Below are 16457 nucleotides of genomic sequence, written 5' to 3' on the forward strand. Positions count from 1 at the left end.
CGGGCTACGTTGGGGGGCCTCGGTTTACTGCGCGAACAGCGTATTGAAGCGTGACAGCACCACGCTACGTTCACTGCCGCCATCGCTGGTGGTCGGCAGGATTTTCAGTTCATTAAGCAGCGGACGTTTGGCCGGAACATCGCTGCGAGCGGGCATCAGCCAGGCCCCGGCAACCAGCGCCTGCCCCTCCGGCGACAGCACATAGTCCACGAAGGCTTTTGCATCGGCTGCCTGCCGGGTCGTTTTGAGGATCATCATCGGACGCGGGGCAATGACCGTCCCGCTGGCGGGGAAAATCACCTTCAGTGATTCCCCCTGGTCGATATTGCCATATGAGACGTAGTCCACCGCGCCAAACACCGCCGCTTTCGCCCCCTGCATCACCGGCGTCACCGCCTGGGCATTCGGCCCGCTGACCACCATGCCGTTCTTTTTCAGATCGTCGAACAGCGCCCAGGCCTTGTCGCCCATGCCATTTTGCAGCCCGATCAGCAAATCTAACGATGCGCCGGAGAGCGCCGGGTCCGGTGTCGTGACCTTATCTTTAAATGCCGCCTCGGTCAGGTCGCGCCACTCTTTTGGCTCCGGAGTCCCGCTTTTGGTGTTCCAGACAATCCCCAGAGCGGAAATCCCCTGGGCAACGTAATCCGCCGATTTCAGGTTCGACGGCACCTTATCAGCATTGGCACTTTGGTACGGCAGCAGCCAGCCGCGTTGATGCAAATCCTCCGCGGTATCCCAGGACGCGGAGATCAGCACATCCGCTTGCGGATTGGCCTGCTCGGCTTCAAGACGCGCCATCACCTTCCCGGTTGTGGCCTGGAAAATATTGACCTTCACCCCGGTTTTTTTCTCATAACCGCTGGCGAGGCTTTTCGCCAGCGATCCCGGCCCGGCGGTATATACAGTCAGCGCGTGGGCGCTGGACATCATAGTGGCTGACAACAACATCGCGAGCGCGGCTCCTTTCTTAACGGTCATAACGGTTTTCATGCGAGTTCCCCTGAGGATGAAGTAACGGTACGAACGGCGGCAATGCTGCCGGCAGATAAATGGACAATGCGGTCGGCCAGTAGCTCAGCTTCACGGCGGTCGTGAGTGACATACACGGCGGTGATCCCCAACTGGCGCAGCAGACGGCTCATTTCCACACACAGCGATTCGCGCAATTCGCTATCGAGGTTGGAAAGCGGCTCGTCAAACAACAGCACGCGAGGTTCGGCGACAATGGCGCGGGCCAGCGCAATGCGCTGCTGCTGCCCCCCGGACAGGCCGGAGGGTTTACGGTCGGCGAAGCCGTTCAGGCCGACCATCGCCAGCGCGTCATTGACCCGCTTTTGCCGTGCGTCGCGCGCCACGCCGCGCATGCGTAGAGGAAAGGCAACATTCTGCGCCGCCGTCATATGCGGCCACAGAGCGTAGTCCTGAAAGACCATGCCGATATCGCGCTGCTCGGGCGGCATTCCCCAGCCGGTTTTCGCCACCAGGCGGTCGCCAAAGCGTATTTCGCCACAGGCGGGTACGCTGAGCCCGGCAAGCAGGCGCAGCAGCGTACTTTTTCCGCAGCCGGAAGGCCCCAGCAGTGCCACAATGCTGCCCGCATCGATATGCAGATCTATCTGATTGAGTACGGTATGAGTGCCGAAGGCGAACGAGACGCCGTCGAGGGTGATGCCGGTAAGCGCGCGCATTATCGCCCTCCCCGTTGGGAAAGCGATGCTCCGCCCGCGGTCAACACCTGACGGGCCGCGCTCACCTGTGATAAAGACAGGAGAGCTAACATGTTGTTATCCTCTTTGGGATTTAGTGGTGCCGACTATAGGGAGCCTGTATGACGTATTGATTACGTTTTCATTGCGGATTAACGTGTTGTCTGGCATCAGACCCATTTACCAAGGAACGCTTATGAGCCGTTTTCGCCACGTGGAACTCCAGTACGCCAGTCGCCTGCTCAATCATGGCCCAACCATTCTGATAACCAGCTACGACGCCGCCACTCAGCGCCGTAACGTCATGGCCGCCGCATGGTCGATGCCGGTGGAGTTTGCGCCACCCAGGCTTGCCATTGTGGTCGATAAAAGCGCCTGGACGCGGGAGATTATTGAGCGCAACGGCACCTTCGGGATCGTGGTTCCCGGCGTGGCCGCAGCCAGCTGGACCTATGCCGTCGGCAGCATCAGCGGGCGCGATGAAGACAAATTCAATGCCTACGGGATTCCGGTCGTACAAGGACCGGAGCTGGGATTACCGCTGATTGAAGAAAAGTGCCTGGCGTGGATGGAGTGCCGGCTGCTACCTGCCACCGCCGCCCAGGAGCAGTACGACACCTTGTTTGGCGAGGTGGTCTCAGCCGCCGCCGATGAACGCGCGTTTGTTACCGGCCGCTGGCAGTTCGACGACGATAAAATCAATACGATCCATCATCTCGGCACCGGTAATTTTGTTGCCAGCGGCCGCCACATCCAGGCGAATATGCCGGAAGAATAATCATCCTTCACCGTGGCAGGCGATTAAGCCTGCCTTCCGCCGTATTCCTTCACACATCCTTTTTTGGCAGGTTGATCGTCCGTTGCTTCGGTCATATAAGGAGCTACAAACATGCCTCATTATTTAGTCGAACGCTACACCCCTAACGCCGCCTGGCACGCACTGTCAGAGGCGCAACGTACCGCGTTTATTCAGGTATGGGCAGCCTGGCGCAAGGGGGAATTGAACTGCTGACGCTGGCGGAAACCGATACGACCATCGACAACGCCGCAGCGCACCGCTTTTTGGGGATCTGGCGTTTTCCTGACGCCCAGGCCCGCGACGCGCAGCTGGCCGGTATCGCCGCCAGTGGCTGGTATGGTTATGTTGACCACATTAATGCCGCCGCAGAGACGGGTAATATGCAGCAGCACCTGCATGCGCTGGCGGGATAAGATCTCACTGCCAACTCTCCGGTGGCGCTACGCTTACCGGGGCTACAGACTGCATAATCATAATATCGTAGCCCGGAGAAGGTGCTCGGTGCCGTAATCCGGGAATCGTCTATATCATCTCAGAAAGGAAATCGCGATGAGCATACCGCAAACCCAGACTCAGCTGCTGGAAGCCATTGACAAAAACTTCACCACATTAGCCAATTACCTTGCGCATATTCCTGAAGAGAAAACCGCTGAAAAGAGCTTACCTGGTCATGCACAAGGCACGGTAATGAGCGTACGCGATCTGGTCTGTTATCTGTTGGGATGGAACGAACTGGTGCTTAAATGGCTCACACACGACAAGGCGCAAGCGCCTGCCGGGCTTCCTGAAATCGGTTTTAAATGGAACCAGCTTGGGCTGCTGGCACAGAAGTTTTATGGCGATTATCCTTCGCGGGACTTCCCTTCTCTACTGAACGACCTGCATAAGGTTAAGCAGCACATTATGCTCCAAATCTCGACCGGTAACGACGAGACGCTGTACGGTCGCCTCTGGTACGGCAAATGGACGCTTGGGCGGATGATTTCATTAAACACCTCATCACCCTACTCCAACGCTTGTGCCCGATTGCGTAAATGGGCAAAAGAGCAGAATATTCCCTTGAAATAATCCCTCCGGCAACGCGCCACTTTTGCGAGGGCTATATTGGGTGATTTCCCGGTGGTGCTGCGCTGACCAGGCTACACACCGCACGATACCGTAGCCCGGGCGGCTTTACGGTGTGTCTCAGCGCAGCTGACGGCGGCGGTCTTCGCTGGGGGTCAACCCAAAAACCTTTTTGTATAAGGTGGTGAAGTGGTTGCTGTTAGCAAATCCGCATAAATAAGCGACGTCGGTAATCGTCATATCCGTTTCCCGGAGTTTCACTCTCGCGGAGACTAAGCGCAGGCGTTTTAAATAATTATCCGGCGTCATCCCGGTTGCTTCTTTTATATGGCGAAACGCGGTACGGGAGGTCAGATGAAATTTTTCTGCCAGCTGCTGCCAGTTATGATCTTCAAAACAGCGCTCCTGTAACCAGGTCAGCAACTTATGCAGTTTATATTTAGTATTGCTGTATTCCGCTTCAGTTTCTGCATGTCGCATAGTCGTTACCAGCTGAAAAAAAGCGGCTTCCCGTAGCGCGGTATTCTCAACCCGCAGATATTCTGCTGAAAATATTTTCTCCACCAGCTCCTTGCAGATATGGCGGGTATCCGGGGCCAGCCACCCGTAGCAGGAGGCCTGCCGGGCAGAGAATGATTGTAATAATGAATCAAGATGACGTAAATAATGAAACTCAATCTCGGGATTAATCAATACATTAATTAATTTCAGTGTCCCGAGCTCATCATAATAATGGACGTCGCCAGGCTGAACGTAAAAAACGTCACCTTGCTGAATATATAATGGCCGCCCATTAATAATATGTAGGCCATGTCCCTCCTCCACCATCACCAGTTCAGCAAACTCATGACTGTGCTCATGGCTGTTATCTTCCGGGTCACTGGCGTACATCCCCAGTTTATCCTGTGGATCGGCGAAATAATACTCAACGGTTAATATCATCATTAACAATATCCAAAACGGCATTCGGCGCAGTGGCACGATAATGCATTTTACTGACCGCCACGAGCAAGATTTGTGGAATTGTGATCGCCAGCCGGCCCATCCCATTATCAGTGCCATTTTCTCAAATGCATTGGCATTGCCAGAGTGGTTGTCGCAGGCGACGGCATCTTATGCTGCGTGAAAATCAATACAGAGGACGCAGTATGTCGCAGGCTATTCAACACAACGCGCAGGTCGCGATGACCCGCCATCCGCATTTTTTACGCACCGCCGAAGCGCTCAGACCCGCGCTCAACAGCCAACTGCACCCGCCGGTTGCGGTGGTTGAGGCGCATGCCGACCCCGAGGCCCTGTTCGGCTGGCGCGCGGACGCAGTCTGCACTTTAGCGGACTTTTATCGGCGCGAGCTGACCCGCAGCGATCGGGTGATTATCGATTTCGGCAGCCACTATGTTGGCTACCTGCATTTCACCTGCCTGAGCGCCGGTAGCCCTCCCGATGCGCCAGCCCATCTGCAATTGACCTTCGGTGAAACCCTCAGCGAAGTGTGCGAACCGTTCAGCGATTACCGGGGCTGGCTCAGCAGCAGCTGGCTCCAGCAGCAGGATCTGTGGCTTGATGTGCTGCCCGCCGTCGTCGAATTGCCCCGGCGCTACTGCTTTCGCTACCTGAAAGTGGAGGTCAAAGCCGTGTCGGCGAAATTCCGCCTGCGTCTCGACCAGATTCAGGTCAATGCCGTCACCTCGGCGGTGCAAACTTGCCCTCCGGTGTTGACCGACGATCCGCAACTTCAGGCCATCGACCGGGTTGCCGTCCTGACCCTGAAAAACTGTATGCAGGACGTTTTTGAAGACGGACCGAAACGCGACCGACGCCTGTGGCTCGGGGATTTACGCCTGCAGGCGCTGGTCAACGATGTGACCTTCGCTCACCACGATCTTGTGCGCCGCTGTCTGTATCTGTTTGCCGGGCATACCCGGGAAGACGGGATGGTTTCAGCTAACGTCTTTGTCCAGCCGGACGTGCTTGCTGATGATACCTTTCTGTTTGATTATTCACTCTTTTATACCGATGTTCTCTACAACTATCTGCGCAGCACCGGGGACAGCGAAACGGCTCGCGAGCTGTGGCCAACGGCACGTCGACAAATCGAACTGGGGCTGGCCCGCTGCGAAGCTTCGGGCCTGGTGCGTGATAGCGATGACTGGTGGGTATTTATCGACTGGCAGGCGTCACTGAATAAACAAGCTGCCGCTCAAGGCGTGCTGATCTATTGCCTGCGTTGCGCCATCCAGTTGGCCGAGCGTTTTGAACCCGAACGGGTACCGGACTACCGCGCCCGTTTGCAGCAGCTCATCGCGGCGGCACAGGAGAAGCTGTGGGATGACAAGCAGGGATTTTACGTCAGCGGTGCGCAGCGTCAGATCTCCTGGGCCTCGCAAATCTGGCTGGTGCTGGCAGAAGTCGGCAGCGCCGGGCAGCGCCGGGCGATCATGCATAACCTGCGACGCCATCCTCCGACCGTCGCCATGAACACCCCCTATTTGCGCCATCACTATATCGCCGCCCTGCTTCAGTGCGGGATGCGCGAAGAGGCCATAGATGAAATCAAGGCCTACTGGGGTGCGATGGTCGACTACGGGGCCGATACCTTCTGGGAAATTTTCGACCCGGCGAACCCCGAGTTTTCCCCTTATGGCAGCAAACTGATCAACAGCTATTGCCATGCGTGGAGCTGTACTCCGGCCTGGTTTATTCGCCAGTACGGACTTTAACAACAACGATAAGCGAGTGCATTTTATGGCAGAAACATTCTTTACCCAGTGGCGGCAGCGTCTTGGTTATGGCATTGCCGACCTCTCCTGCAACCTCGTGTGGCAGCTGATTTCCTTGTATCTGATGTTCTTTTACACCGATGTCATGGGGCTTCCCGCCTATTATGTCGGCCTGATGTTCCTCGTGACCCGTCTGGTTGATGGCATCGCCGACGTACTGATGGGGCTGGTTATCGACAATACCGCCACCCGCTGGGGACGCTGTCGCCCATACCTGCTCATTGGCGCGGTACCTTTTGGTCTGCTCTGTATCCTGGCCTTTTATGTGCCGGATTTTGGCACAACCGGCAGGCTGCTTTATGCGTTTGTGACCTATCTGTGCCTGTCGTTTCTCTACACCCTGGTCAATATTCCGTTCTGCGCAATGTTGCCGTTTCTGACCAACGACTCACGGGAGCGCACCACGCTATCGACGGTGCGTATTCTGCTGGGTTCGCTCGGTGCGACGATTGTCGCCGTCGCCACCCTGCCATTAGTCGGGGCGCTGGGTAAAGGCAGCCAGGCAGAGGGTTTCTTCTACACGGCGGTCATTTTCGGTGTGATTGCTACCTTCTTCCTGCTGGTGAGCTTTCGCAACGTCAAAGAAAACATCCAGATCACCGAAGAGCGAATGACCTTAAAACGCGCGTGGGTCAGCCTGCGTGCCAATCGTCCCTGGTTCGTGTTTGCGGTGAATATTTTCCTGATGTGGGGGGCGTTTTTCTTCCAGACCGGAGCGCTGGTTTATTTCTTCCACTATTACGTCGGCAACAACGATCTGACGGCGATCGTCGCCGGGATCTCCACTTTTGTCCCGCTGCTGGGCACCCTCACCGTGCCGCTGCTCGCCAGCCGGATGAAGAAACGCCACGTTTATTTGCTGGCCAGCACCATTAACCTCGTCGGCATGGGCATGATGATGGCCGCCGGTGTCAATAGCTGGGGCCTGATTGCCGGAGCGGTAGTCCTGTCCCTCGGCGCCGGCCAGCGCACGGCAATTTATTTCTCCATGCAGGCGGACCCGGTGGATTATGGCGTATGGAAAACCGGTATCAACACGGCGGGGATTTTAACCTCCATCAACGGCTTCCTGGGGAAAGTCGCCATGGCGGGCGCAGGTGCGATTACCGGGGCGCTGCTCTCCTCCGGCGGCTATATCGCAAACCAGGTACAAAACGACAGCGCTATGCTGGCGATTAAAGCCTGCTATCTCTATATTCCGGCGCTGCTGATTGTTGCCTCGATGCTGTGGATCGGTCGCTTCTACCGCCTTGACGATCATTACGAGCAGATCCGTGCTGACCTTGATTCAGGCCGTCGCGCGCCGTCCGCCTCCCCGGTGGTTACAGGAGAAAAACACGCCATGTAAGGCGCCCCCTCACCGTTTTTACCTCTGGAATAATAAGGATTGATATGCGTATCTCTGTGATTAGCGCAGCGGTTTGCTGCGCCCTTTTTTCGACCTTCAGTGCTGATGCCACACCACTTTCCATCGAGCAACGTCTGGCACAGCTGGAAGCCCGGTTGAACCATGCCGAGCTTGAGGCAGGAGAAGCAAACCGCCGGGCACTGCAGGCGGAACAACGCACAACCGCCGCCGAGCAACGCGCAACGGCGGCAGAAAAACAGGTACAAACCCTGAGTCAAAGAACCACCGTAACCGAACAAAAACAGCAGGCGACCGACAAGCAGCTGGCGAAGAGCAGCCTCAGCGACGGCTTTGAATTCAATGCCTATGCCCGCTCAGGGATGCTGGTTGACAGCCACGGCAAGGGTGCGCGCGGCGGCCCGGGGATCTCTCCGGCCAGCTCGCTCAACGGCGATGCCCACGTTGGCCGTCTTGGCAACGAGAAGGATAACTATGTCGAGCTAAGCTTTGGCAAGAAGATGACCTTTAGCGACGGTTCGTGGGCGCATTTTAAAACCATGCTCGCCGACGGAGCGACCAACCCAGACCCGTGGGTGCAGGATAATGACAGCCACCATCTGAACGTGCGCCAGCTGTACGTCGAGATGGGAAACTTCGCCGACTTCTCCGGGCCGTTCAGGAACGCGTCGCTCTGGGCGGGCAAACGCTTTGACCGCGACAATTTTGATATCCACTTTACCGACAGCGATATTATGTTCCTCGGCGGGACCGGTGGCGGGATCGACGATGTCAACTGGGGCGACAGCCTGCGCGGCGATTATTCGGTCTATGCACGTAACTTTGGCGATCTGGGGAGCGATAACTACGAAGACAACGACATTCAGAACCTGATGTTCACGGCGAACCATTTCTGGGAAAAATGGCAGTTGATGACCACGGCGATGACTGCTCAGGGCAACGATTCGCTGAAGGATAATACCTCTACCACCGGCAGCTATGCCCTGCGCAGCAACAATACTGCGAAGAACGGTTATTACGCGATGCTGGCGTATCACGACAAACAGCAGTTCTACGGCATGGCTCCAGGGGTATCGGAGAGCGCTCTGCAATACGGCGGTGGGCTGGGGGCCGAGGCGCGTCAGCCCGGCAGCGATGGCGATCTCACTGAGAACGCCAAATCCCTGCGATTTGCCTCGTACGGTATTTTGCCGCTGGGGGAAAACTGGCAGCTGGCGCCGTCGGTGATCGCTCAACATAGTGAAAATCGCTATCGCGATGGTGACCGCTATGACTGGGCAACCTTCAACCTGCGCGTCTCGCAAGCGCTGACCCGTCATTTCGCCCTGCTGTATGAAGCGTCGTGGCAATATATGGACCTCAACCCGAACGGACGCAGCTACCGGTATAACGACAATGTGTACCAATATCAGGCGGTGAGCGGTGATTTCTATAAGTTAACCTTCGCTCCGACATTTAAGGTCGGCGATGTGTTTGATATCAAGGCTCGTCCGGAGATTCGCTTCTTCGTAACGTGGATGAACTGGGATAAAGCGCTGGATCACTACGCGATTAACGATGATTTTGGTAGCAAAGGCTTTACCGCCGGGGGTAACTGGAACTTCGGCGTGCAGACGGAGATTTGGTTTTAAGTCAGACAGTTGTCCCCGGTGGCGCGACGCTTGCCGGGGCTACACGCCGCACAATCCCGTAGCCCGGATAAGGCGCGCCGCGCCACTATCCTGGATGAGGCGATGATTACATGCTGTAACCGGGCTTTTTAATCAGCTGCTCGATCTGCGGAGCGATTTCGCTGTCCCAGACCTGCTGCCAGTCGCCGGGCTCAACCTGGTTAAGCGCAACGCTGACCGCGCTGTCCTTGCTGCTGAGGTGGCGGATCAGTACATCGGTGATATCGGCAGCCAGGGCGGCTTTTTGCTCTTCAGTCAGCTCGCGGGGAAAACACTTAATATCAACATGTGGCATAGCAGGCTCCTTATTGTGAGATCGATAAACTAGCATAGCGCCGGTAAGTCGGTTGGCCTTTTGTGCTTTAAATCAATTCGTTGTCGCGCAGAGCCTGCGACGTCCCCGGTCCGGGCGCCAGATCCGGGCACCGGTCGAGGAGGGTCAGGCCGATTCGCGCGCCACCAGTTGAAAGCCGATATCAATAATCACCTCGCCTTCCTCGTGGCCTTCAATACGGTCGGCCAGTAGCATCGCAGCCTGTTCACCGATGGCATGCCGATCAACGCTGACGGTCGTCAGTGCCGGACGATTGCTGGCGGCGAAATCAAGATCGCCAAAACCAATCACCGCCAGATCTTCAGGCACGCGCAGGCCGCGGCTTTCGGCTTCCATTATCGCCCCCTGCGCCAGGGTGTCGGAGCTACAGACGATGACATCAAACTCGCCGCCGTCTAACAGTTGCCCCAGACCGCTGCGCCCCAGCGCCAGCGAGGCCGGGAGTGGAACTTCAACCTGAGGCGCCGCCGGGATCCCGTTTTTTTTCAACGTGGCACACAGCCCCTGCTTACGCCGCGCCGCACGCGCATCGCCAGCCCACAATAATCCCGGGCGACGGTAGCCTTTTTGCCACAAAAATTCACCGATGGTTTCGCCAACCTTCTCGTGAGAAAAGCCCACCAGCATATCCAGCGGCGTAGGGGTCAGATCCCAGATTTCTACCACCGGCGTGGCGGCGTTAAGGATCGTTTTTTTCAGCGCCGGGGCATGCTGAATCCCGGTCAGGACCACGCCGTCAGGGCGCCGGGAAAGTAAGGTTGCCACCAGCTCGGCTTCAGTCTGACGACTGTAGCCTGCCACGCAGAGCAACATATGGTAGCCGCGCGCGGCGAGGGTATCGCTCAGCGCCTGGATCGTATCGACAAACATATTGTTGTTAATCTGCGGCACCACGACGGCAACCAGTTTACTGCGCCGCGATGCCAGGCCACCGGCCAGCGCGTTGGGAATGTAGCCGGTGGCCTGCACCGCCTGCATCACCTTCTCCACCGTTTTCGGCCGCACCAGCTGCGGAGTATTCAACGCCCGGCTGACCGTCATTGACGACAGCCCGGCGGTACGGGCGACATCATCCAGCGTCGGCGCACGCGACGGTTTTCTGCTTTTCACGACGAAGCCCCTGTGTTGAGTCGTTTCCTGTGGGCATTATTGATGATGGTCCGCGCAATTACCAGCGCCCTCCGGCACATCGCGAATAGAATCAACCACCTGCAAGATAAAATGTTATCGCTATCATTCAAGGTTGTGCTTTTTCACAAAGCTTGTTGGATCGTGACATCACCGACACAATTTTACCATTAATAACCGCCAATTGTGATCGTTTGTACAAATTAAAACCATCAATATAGCATCCGCATTCAATCAGGATTAAAAATGTTAGCGCAAACATTTTATAACTCGTAAGGAATTGACCATGACCTTTAGCGCTAACTCCGACTCCGTAACCTACGCCAAAACGCTCGGCGTCAAAACCGCCGCCGAAACCGGTGACCGCATTGAACACGTCAAACTGTCGCTGGCCTTTTTGCCTCTGGCGACGCCAGTCAGCGATGCCAAAGTGCTGACCGGCAGGCAAAAACCGCTGACTGAAGTGGCGATTATCGTGGCCGAAATCCGTTCCCGCGACGGTTTTGAAGGCGTTGGGTTTAGCTATTCAAAACGCGCCGGCGGCCAGGGGATCTACGCGCACGCCAAAGAGATTGCCGATAATCTGCTGGGCGAAGACCCGAATGATATTGATAAGATCTACACCAAACTGCTGTGGGCCGGTGCATCCGTTGGCCGCAGCGGCATGGCGGTACAGGCTATCTCCCCTATCGATATCGCGCTTTGGGATATGAAAGCCAAACGTGCCGGGCTGCCGCTGGCTAAACTCCTCGGCGCACACCGTGATTCCGTGCAGTGCTACAACACCTCGGGCGGTTTCCTGCATACGCCACTGGATCAGGTGCTGAAGAACGTCGCTATTTCGCGGGAAAACGGCATCGGCGGGATCAAACTGAAGGTCGGCCAGCCCAACACCGCGGAAGATATTCGTCGCCTGACGGCGGTGCGCGAGGTGTTAGGTGATGATTTTCCGCTGATGGTCGATGCCAATCAGCAGTGGGATCGTGAAACGGCCATCCGTATGGGGCGGAAAATGGAGCAGTTCAACCTTATCTGGATTGAAGAGCCGCTCGATGCTTACGATATTGAAGGCCATGCGCAGCTTGCCGCCGCGCTGGATACACCCATCGCGACCGGCGAAATGCTGACCAGCTTTCGCGAGCATGAGCAGCTGATTCTCGGCAATGCCAGCGACTTTGTGCAGCCGGATGCCCCGCGCGTGGGTGGCATCTCCCCGTTCCTCAAAATTATGGATCTCGCCGCGAAACACGGCCGCAAGCTGGCGCCACATTTTGCTATGGAAGTGCATCTGCATCTGTCTGCCGCCTACCCGCTGGAGCCGTGGCTGGAGCACTTCGAATGGCTGAACCCGTTGTTTAATGAGCAGTTGGAACTGCGTGACGGACGGATGTGGGTGTCGGAACGTCACGGTCTGGGATTTACCCTGAGCGAACAGGCCCGCCGCTGGACTCAGCAAAGCTGCGAGTTTGGTAAACGCCCATAAAAATGCCCCCCGATGGCGGTGCTCACGGCAGCACCGCATCTGCGGGGAAAGGTGTCGATACCAGCGGATTTATGGATAACGACGCGGGAGGACTTGCTGTTTTTCTCCCGCGCCTTACATGCTGTACCCTATAAACAACCCTGCAAAGGAGTTGACCAATGACGACCTCTACAAAACGCAGCAATGTGCGTTACGGCATTTTATTATTTCTTTTTTTGGCCACCGTATTTAATTATGCCGACCGGGCGACATTATCTGTCGTCGCCCCAATGATGAGTAAAGAATTAGGTTTTGACGCAGAGGCCATGGGGCTGGCCTTTTCAGTTTTCGGTATTTCGTATGTGGTGATGCAATTACCCGGCGGCTGGCTTCTGGATAAATATGGGTCACGCCTGGTTTACGGCTGTGCGCTCATTGGCTGGTCGGTGGTGACAATGTTTCAGGGCACCATCTATCTGTACGCCAGCCCACTTATCGTGCTGATTATCCTGCGTCTGATGATGGGTGCTATTGAAGCTCCGGCATTCCCGGCCAATAGTCGCCTCAGCGTACAGTGGTTCCCGAATAAAGAACGAGGGTTTGTTACCTCGGTGTATCAGGCGGCACAATATATCTCTCTGGGCATTATTACACCGCTAATGACGATTATTTTGCATAATCTCAGCTGGCACTATGTCTTTTACTATATTGGCGCTATTGGGGTCGTTCTGGGGATATTCTGGCTGATAAAAGTTAAAGATCCCTTGCACCATCCGACGATTAATCAACAGGAGATTGATTATATTCGCGACGGCGGCGGCGAGCCGGAGCTGGGCAGCCGAAAAACCCAGTCGAAATTAACGCTCGCGCAAATCAAAAGCGTCTGTGTGAACCGGATGATGATCGGCGTCTATATCGGTCAGTTTTGCGTGACCTCGATTACCTGGTTCTTCCTCACCTGGTTTCCGACCTATCTGTATCAGGCCAAAGGCATGTCAATTCTGAAGGTGGGTTTCGTCGCCAGCATCCCGGCGATTGCCGGATTTGTCGGCGGACTGCTGGGCGGGGTGTTTTCCGACTGGCTGCTCAAGCAGGGTTACAGTCTGACGACCGCCCGTAAGCTGCCGGTCATCTGCGGAATGCTGCTCTCCTGCGTGATTGTCGTAGCCAACTACACCGACTCGGAAGTCGTGGTCATTGCCGCCATGAGCCTGGCGTTTTTCGCGAAAGGGTTTGGCAACCTCGGCTGGTGTATTCTCAGCGACACCTCGCCGAAAGAGATGCTCGGCATTGCCGGCGGCGTTTTCAACATGTGCGGCAACCTGGCCAGCATCATCACCCCGCTGGCCATCGGCGTGATCATTGCTAACACCCAGTCGTTTGATTACGCCATTTTGTACGTCGGTTCGATGGGCGTATTAGGTCTGCTCTCGTATCTGTTTGTCGTCGGCCCGCTGGATCGCCTTACGCTCACGCCACGGGTCGCCTGATTTAATACCGCTGGCGAGCGTTCGCCCCCGCTGTTTCGCATCACACTCCTGCGAAACAGCGGTTTTTTTAGTAGGTAATCCCCGGCGGATTAACCTGCGATTGTTCCACCGCCTCCCCCTGCTCACCCCAGCGTGCCAGCACCTGTTGATACTCGCCGCGCGCAATGGCGCCATCAAGCGCCGCCTGCAAAGCATATACCAGGCCATTGCCTTTTTTGGTGGTCGTGGCAACCCAGGCTTTTTTCGGTCCCAGCCCGACAACTTTGGTTGATCCGGTCAACGCCGCCTTATACGCCGCCGTAGACTGCGGACCAAAGAAGACGTCCGCGCGCCCGGACTGAATATACAGGTTGCCGGAGGCGTCATCGGTCAAATAAATCGGCAGCGCCGGCTTGCGCCCCGCCGCTTCATTCTCCCCGTTCCAGCCCAGCAAAATGCGCTCCTGATTAGTGCCGGATCCGACGATCACCTTACGCCCGGACAGATCCTCCGCACCGTCAATTTTCTCGATAGCACTGGTTGATTTAACGGAAAATGCCAGCGAATCGACGCGATACGTAGCGAAATCGAATTTCTCCTTACGTTGTTCGGTGACGGCGATATTGACCAGCGCCACGTCATAACGCCCGGAAGTGATGCCGAGCGGCCAGTCTTCCCATGCCGTGGGCACCAGCTTAAGTTTTAGCCCTAAGCTCCCCGCCAGCAGGCGGGCAATATCCGGGTCACTGCCGATGCGCGTCCGGTTGTCGCTTGCCAGCAGGGCCAGAGGCGGCGAATTAAGCGCCGAAATAGCCACCGTCAGCGTACCGGGTTCAACAAAGCGATAGTTGGCCGGGATCCTGGCGATCGCTGCGTTGTCCGCCGTGACCGGCAGCGGCTGTTCATTCGCGCGCAGATCAATGTTCGCCTGCGCTCCCGCCGATATACCCCCCAGCGCCAGCGCGATTAGTTTGTTTCTCATGCCAGTACCTTCGATAAGAATTGCCGCGTGCGCGGGTGCTGCGGATGATTAAGCACTGCGTCGCTGCTGCCCTGCTCGATAATTTTCCCCTCGACCATAAACACCACCTGATCGGCCACTTCGCGGGCAAAACCAATTTCATGAGTCACCACCACCAGCGTGGTGCCGGAGCGGGCCAGTTTTTTAATCACATCAAGCACTTCGCCTACCAGCTCCGGGTCCAGCGCCGATGTCGGCTCATCAAACAGGATCACTCGCGGCTTGAGGGCCAGCGCCCGGGCGATGGCAATACGCTGCTGCTGGCCGCCAGAAAGGTGGCGCGACCAGGCATCGGCCTTGTGGCGCAGCCCTACCACGTCCAGCAGTTCATAGGCGTAGGCCATTGCCTCTTTGCGGGTTGCCTGTTTGTGGGCAATCGGCGCCTCAATCAGGTTTTCCAGCACCGTCAGATGCGGAAACAGGTTGAAGTTCTGAAAGACATAGCCGACGTTAACCCGCTGGCGAAGGATCTCTTTTTCCTTCAGTTCATAGAGCTTGTCGCCCTGACGCCGATAGCCAATGTAGTCGCCATCTATCTGGATAAACCCTTCATCTACCCGTTCCAGATGGTTGATAGCGCGCAGTAAGGTTGATTTTCCCGAACCGGAGGGCCCGAGGATCACCGTGACGGTGCCGGGTGGAACCTCCAGAGAAACATCGTCCAGCGCCTTATGGCGGCCAAAATACTTACTGACGCCGGTAATCGAGATATGACCGTTATGAGAGTTGGACATGAATGACCTCCTGCGGTTTCTGCGGCTGGCGTGGGGAATCATCAAGGCGTGCACGGCGCGGCGAGTTGACCGCCGACTGCCGTTCGCTGCGTGCCAGGGCGCGCTCTACCAGATACTGAATCAGTGACAGGACGCTGGTGATCGCCAGATACCAGACAGCGCCAACCATCAGCAGGGGGATCACTTCCTGGGTACGGTTGTAAATCATCTGGATGGTGTAAAACAGCTCGGGCATCGCCAGCACATAAACCATCGCCGTCCCTTTGGCGAGGCTGATAATTTCATTAAACCCGGCGGGCAAAATCGTGCGCAGTGCCTGAGGCAGAATAATGCGCAACGTACGCCGCCACGCCGGTAGCCCCAGCGCCGCAGCCGCCTCATACTGCCCGTGGTCGACGCCCAGGAAACCGCCGCGAATAATCTCTGCGGTGTAGGCACTCTGCACCAGCGTCAGCCCGACGACCGCCGTGGAGAACTGTCCCAGAACATGAATAGTCTGATAGCTGCCCCAGCTAATGCCGGTAAACGGAATCCCGAGCGACAGCGTGTCGTACAGATAAGAGAAGTTATACAGGATGATCAGCACCACAATCAGCGGCAGCGAACGGAACAGCCAGATATAGCCCCAGGCGAGGCCGCTCAACAGCCACGAAGAGGAAAGTCGGGCCAGCGCCAGCAGGCCGCCGAAGACCACGCTCAGCACGGTACCCAGCAGCGTCAGCAGCAGCGTTTGGCCCAGTCCCTCCAGAATGACCGGGTCAAAGAACCAGCGGGCGAATACCGCCCACTCCCAGCGCGGGTTAAAGGCTACCGACTGCACTACGCCCGCCAGAACCAGCAGCGCCAGCACCGCGCCTACGGCGCGCAACGGATAGCGAGCCGGAACGACCTTGATTGTTTCGGAACGGTTCATGCTTCCT

Annotated in this window: 17 protein-coding genes; 9 read left to right on the top strand and 8 right to left on the bottom strand. The window is 56.7% G+C overall.

Features of this window, described 5'->3' with window-relative positions; genetic code table 11:
- Positions 1–24: 24 nt before the first annotated feature.
- Together ACMYSK_RS06925 and ACMYSK_RS06930 are read right to left on the bottom strand one after the other, a co-directional pair.
- Positions 25–993, bottom strand: coding sequence for an ABC transporter substrate-binding protein (locus ACMYSK_RS06925; RefSeq protein WP_434641305.1), 969 nt, complete (start codon positions 991–993; stop codon positions 25–27).
- A complete protein-coding gene (locus tag ACMYSK_RS06930) occupies positions 990–1694 on the bottom strand; it encodes an ABC transporter ATP-binding protein (RefSeq protein ID WP_434643960.1) in 705 nt (234 codons plus the stop codon). Before ACMYSK_RS06930 ends, ACMYSK_RS06925 begins: the two co-directional genes overlap by 4 nt.
- A gap of 211 nt (positions 1695–1905) precedes the next feature.
- Between ACMYSK_RS06930 and ACMYSK_RS06935 the strand changes: the two genes are divergently transcribed.
- The 4 genes from ACMYSK_RS06935 (at position 1906) to ACMYSK_RS06950 (ending at position 3576) form a co-directional block, all read left to right on the top strand.
- The gene (locus tag ACMYSK_RS06935) at positions 1906–2487 is read left to right on the top strand and encodes a flavin reductase family protein (RefSeq protein WP_434641306.1); all 582 of its coding nucleotides are present in this window, start codon (positions 1906–1908) and stop codon (positions 2485–2487) included.
- Between the two features lie 111 nt (positions 2488–2598).
- Complete coding sequence (locus tag ACMYSK_RS06940) at positions 2599–2721, top strand: hypothetical protein (RefSeq protein WP_434641307.1); 123 nt, start codon at positions 2599–2601, stop codon at positions 2719–2721.
- Positions 2685–2921, top strand: a complete 237-nt coding sequence (locus tag ACMYSK_RS06945) for a DUF6616 family protein (RefSeq protein ID WP_434641308.1) — start codon at positions 2685–2687, stop codon at positions 2919–2921. Before ACMYSK_RS06940 ends, ACMYSK_RS06945 begins: the two co-directional genes overlap by 37 nt.
- 136 nt (positions 2922–3057) lie before the next feature.
- On the top strand, positions 3058–3576 hold the full coding sequence (locus ACMYSK_RS06950) for a ClbS/DfsB family four-helix bundle protein (RefSeq protein ID WP_434641309.1): 519 nt from the start codon (positions 3058–3060) through the stop codon (positions 3574–3576).
- Positions 3577–3693: 117 nt separating this feature from the next.
- On the opposite strand, the gene ACMYSK_RS06955 is transcribed toward ACMYSK_RS06950, so the two are convergent.
- On the bottom strand, positions 3694–4518 hold the full coding sequence (locus ACMYSK_RS06955) for a helix-turn-helix domain-containing protein (protein ID WP_434641311.1): 825 nt from the start codon (positions 4516–4518) through the stop codon (positions 3694–3696).
- Positions 4519–4721: 203 nt separating this feature from the next.
- On the opposite strand from ACMYSK_RS06955, the gene ACMYSK_RS06960 reads away from it, so the two are divergent.
- Genes ACMYSK_RS06960 through ACMYSK_RS06970 form a run of 3 tightly spaced genes read left to right on the top strand, consistent with a single transcriptional unit; the run spans position 4722 to position 9350 of the window.
- Positions 4722–6293: a sugar hydrolase gene (locus tag ACMYSK_RS06960; protein WP_434641313.1), complete on the top strand. Its 1572-nt coding sequence runs from the start codon at positions 4722–4724 to the stop codon at positions 6291–6293.
- 25 nt (positions 6294–6318) lie between these two features.
- On the top strand, positions 6319–7701 hold the full coding sequence (locus tag ACMYSK_RS06965; protein ID WP_434641314.1) for a glycoside-pentoside-hexuronide (GPH):cation symporter: 1383 nt from the start codon (positions 6319–6321) through the stop codon (positions 7699–7701).
- A 44-nt stretch (positions 7702–7745) separates the two neighbouring features.
- A complete protein-coding gene (locus ACMYSK_RS06970) occupies positions 7746–9350 on the top strand; it encodes a carbohydrate porin (protein ID WP_434641315.1) in 1605 nt (534 codons plus the stop codon).
- A gap of 106 nt (positions 9351–9456) precedes the next feature.
- Here the strand turns inward: ACMYSK_RS06970 and pptA are convergent, their stop codons facing one another.
- A complete protein-coding gene (pptA, locus tag ACMYSK_RS06975; RefSeq protein ID WP_434641316.1) occupies positions 9457–9684 on the bottom strand; it encodes a tautomerase PptA in 228 nt (75 codons plus the stop codon).
- Between the two features lie 144 nt (positions 9685–9828).
- Positions 9829–10833, bottom strand: coding sequence for a LacI family DNA-binding transcriptional regulator (locus ACMYSK_RS06980; protein WP_434641318.1), 1005 nt, complete (start codon positions 10831–10833; stop codon positions 9829–9831).
- Positions 10834–11137: 304 nt separating this feature from the next.
- Here ACMYSK_RS06980 and ACMYSK_RS06985 point away from each other — a divergent pair, with 304 nt between their 5' ends.
- The gene (locus tag ACMYSK_RS06985; protein ID WP_434641319.1) at positions 11138–12334 is read left to right on the top strand and encodes an L-talarate/galactarate dehydratase; all 1197 of its coding nucleotides are present in this window, start codon (positions 11138–11140) and stop codon (positions 12332–12334) included.
- Positions 12335–12492: 158 nt separating this feature from the next.
- A complete protein-coding gene (locus tag ACMYSK_RS06990; RefSeq protein WP_434641320.1) occupies positions 12493–13803 on the top strand; it encodes an MFS transporter in 1311 nt (436 codons plus the stop codon).
- Positions 13804–13870: 67 nt separating this feature from the next.
- Here ACMYSK_RS06990 and ACMYSK_RS06995 read toward each other — a convergent pair whose 3' ends face one another.
- The 3 genes from ACMYSK_RS06995 to ACMYSK_RS07005 are packed head-to-tail and all read right to left on the bottom strand — an operon-like array spanning position 13871 to position 16450.
- Positions 13871–14764: a transporter substrate-binding domain-containing protein gene (locus ACMYSK_RS06995; protein ID WP_434641322.1), complete on the bottom strand. Its 894-nt coding sequence runs from the start codon at positions 14762–14764 to the stop codon at positions 13871–13873.
- Positions 14761–15537 (bottom strand): amino acid ABC transporter ATP-binding protein, encoded by a 777-nt coding sequence (locus tag ACMYSK_RS07000; RefSeq protein WP_434641324.1) that lies wholly within the window; start codon positions 15535–15537, stop codon positions 14761–14763. The genes ACMYSK_RS06995 and ACMYSK_RS07000 overlap by 4 nt, the downstream gene beginning before the upstream one ends.
- Positions 15521–16450, bottom strand: coding sequence for an amino acid ABC transporter permease (locus ACMYSK_RS07005; protein ID WP_434641326.1), 930 nt, complete (start codon positions 16448–16450; stop codon positions 15521–15523). The genes ACMYSK_RS07000 and ACMYSK_RS07005 overlap by 17 nt, the downstream gene beginning before the upstream one ends.
- Positions 16451–16457 lie beyond the last annotated feature (7 nt).

Origin of the sequence: Klebsiella sp. I138 (assembly GCF_051131765.1) — a bacterium.
Classification (GTDB): domain Bacteria; phylum Pseudomonadota; class Gammaproteobacteria; order Enterobacterales; family Enterobacteriaceae; genus Klebsiella.

What these genes read in the sequence shown, in the direction of transcription:
- ACMYSK_RS06925 (WP_434641305.1), bottom strand. Translation starts at nt 993, where the DNA reads ATGAAAACCGTTATGACCGTTAAGAAAGGAGCCGCGCTCGCGATGTTG.
- ACMYSK_RS06935 (WP_434641306.1), top strand. Translation starts at nt 1,906, where the DNA reads ATGAGCCGTTTTCGCCACGTGGAACTCCAGTACGCCAGTCGCCTGCTC.
- ACMYSK_RS06940 (WP_434641307.1), top strand. Translation starts at nt 2,599, where the DNA reads ATGCCTCATTATTTAGTCGAACGCTACACCCCTAACGCCGCCTGGCAC.
- ACMYSK_RS06945 (WP_434641308.1), top strand. Translation starts at nt 2,685, where the DNA reads ATGGGCAGCCTGGCGCAAGGGGGAATTGAACTGCTGACGCTGGCGGAA.
- ACMYSK_RS06950 (WP_434641309.1), top strand. Translation starts at nt 3,058, where the DNA reads ATGAGCATACCGCAAACCCAGACTCAGCTGCTGGAAGCCATTGACAAA.
- ACMYSK_RS06955 (WP_434641311.1), bottom strand. Translation starts at nt 4,518, where the DNA reads ATGATGATATTAACCGTTGAGTATTATTTCGCCGATCCACAGGATAAA.
- ACMYSK_RS06960 (WP_434641313.1), top strand. Translation starts at nt 4,722, where the DNA reads ATGTCGCAGGCTATTCAACACAACGCGCAGGTCGCGATGACCCGCCAT.
- ACMYSK_RS06965 (WP_434641314.1), top strand. Translation starts at nt 6,319, where the DNA reads ATGGCAGAAACATTCTTTACCCAGTGGCGGCAGCGTCTTGGTTATGGC.
- ACMYSK_RS06970 (WP_434641315.1), top strand. Translation starts at nt 7,746, where the DNA reads ATGCGTATCTCTGTGATTAGCGCAGCGGTTTGCTGCGCCCTTTTTTCG.
- pptA (WP_434641316.1), bottom strand. Translation starts at nt 9,684, where the DNA reads ATGCCACATGTTGATATTAAGTGTTTTCCCCGCGAGCTGACTGAAGAG.
- ACMYSK_RS06985 (WP_434641319.1), top strand. Translation starts at nt 11,138, where the DNA reads ATGACCTTTAGCGCTAACTCCGACTCCGTAACCTACGCCAAAACGCTC.
- ACMYSK_RS06990 (WP_434641320.1), top strand. Translation starts at nt 12,493, where the DNA reads ATGACGACCTCTACAAAACGCAGCAATGTGCGTTACGGCATTTTATTA.
- ACMYSK_RS06995 (WP_434641322.1), bottom strand. Translation starts at nt 14,764, where the DNA reads ATGAGAAACAAACTAATCGCGCTGGCGCTGGGGGGTATATCGGCGGGA.
- ACMYSK_RS07000 (WP_434641324.1), bottom strand. Translation starts at nt 15,537, where the DNA reads ATGTCCAACTCTCATAACGGTCATATCTCGATTACCGGCGTCAGTAAG.
- ACMYSK_RS07005 (WP_434641326.1), bottom strand. Translation starts at nt 16,450, where the DNA reads ATGAACCGTTCCGAAACAATCAAGGTCGTTCCGGCTCGCTATCCGTTG.